Source organism: Thermoactinomyces sp. CICC 10521, assembly GCF_016055135.1.
GTDB lineage: Bacteria > Bacillota > Bacilli > Thermoactinomycetales > Thermoactinomycetaceae > Thermoactinomyces_A > Thermoactinomyces_A daqus.
In genome coordinates this window covers 1-1,314 of the sequence record NZ_JAECVZ010000080.1, presented here as the reverse complement: position 1 = coordinate 1,314, position 1,314 = coordinate 1, and the positions used below count along the sequence as shown (strand labels likewise).

The 1,314-nt window shown below is 51.3% G+C and carries 1 protein-coding gene; it reads right to left on the bottom strand.

Going from position 1 to position 1,314, the window contains the following annotated elements:
• Positions 1–5: 5 nt before the first annotated feature.
• Positions 6–1,229 (bottom strand): IS256 family transposase, encoded by a 1,224-nt coding sequence (locus tag I8U17_RS18030; RefSeq protein ID WP_198059992.1) that lies wholly within the window; start codon positions 1,227–1,229, stop codon positions 6–8.
• Between the last annotated feature and the right edge of the window lie 85 nt (positions 1,230–1,314).

Sequence of the window (1,314 nt, the reverse complement as noted above, 5' to 3'; positions counted from 1 at the left end):
GGCGTTCAACTTATGCGTGTGACTTTTGGCTGAGGTTTTTCTTTGGATTTTCGCCACTCCAAGTACTCGGTCATGTCCAAGTACTTTCTACCACTGGCCCATTTTTCGTCCACTTCCATCAGTAGTGCTCCCAGCAAACGCAACACGGAAGCTCGATTCGGAAAGATCCGAATCACCCGTTCCCGGCGGCGTACCTCTTCGTTCAGCCTTTCCAGGCTGTTGGTCGTACGAAGTCGTTTTCGGTACTTTTCTGGCAAAGATAGTACAGCCATGGCATCCTCAATACCAGCTTCCAGAATGCTCATTGCTTTTGGAGCTTTCGTTTCAAAGTCCTCAAGCACACGATTCACAAGAATCCGGGCCGTCTCCGGATCGGGAGCATCCAAACATGCCCGTACCCGGGCATGCAAATCCCCACGCCAAGCTTTAGGTGTGGCATCCAACAGGTTTCTCAAAAAATGCGTTTGGCATCGTTGCCAAGTCACTCCTTGAAAATGCTGGCGAATCGAACGAATCAAGCCGGCATGGTGATCTGAAACCACCAGATCCACCCCACAAAGCCCGCGGCTTTTCAACCAGCTGAAAAACTCGTTCCAACTGGCTTCAGACTCACTGTCCCCCAGCATCAAGCCAAGAACCTCCCGGTGTCCTTCCTGGTTGACGCCAATAGCCATGAGAGCGCCCCTGGCCCGCACACGCCCCTCCTCACGGACTTTGAGTACCATGGCATCGACGATGAGGAAGGGGTACCGCTCGTCCTGCAAGGGACGAGCGTTCCAAGTGGTCACGATCGGGTCCAGTTGTTTACACAGGTCTGAAACCGTTGATTTAGAAAGCTCGGTACCGCACAGCTCTTCTGTAACTTTGGCCACCTTACGGGTCGAGACGCCATTGACCACCATCTCCATCAAAGCCAAGACCAAAGCTTGCTCGCTTCTCTGATAGCGGGCAAACAGCTCAGTCGAAAACTTTCCGCCCCGGATACGAGGCACACGAAGCGTGATCGCTCCTACACGGGTGGTTAGTTTATGGGGATAAGAGCCGTTCCGGTAGCCTTGGCGTTCCTCTGTACGCTCATACGGCTCCGCAGACAAGTGTTCTGTCACTTGAGCCTTCAAGATCTGGTTCAGAACTGATTCCAGCAATTTGGCCACTCCATCATCTTTTGAATCTTTCAAAAACAGGTGATGCAAAATCTCTGAATCTACGGTAATCTGGTATTGAGCCATTGTGAAACCCTCCTTGTTTGGGAATGTTTGCCAACTACTATTCTAACCGAGGAATTTCACCATGGCTCAATTATTTTTCGCAGCT

Coding starts and splice junctions, on each gene's coding strand:
- I8U17_RS18030 (WP_198059992.1), bottom strand. CDS start 1,229: ATGGCTCAATACCAGATTACCGTAGATTCAGAGATTTTGCATCACCTG.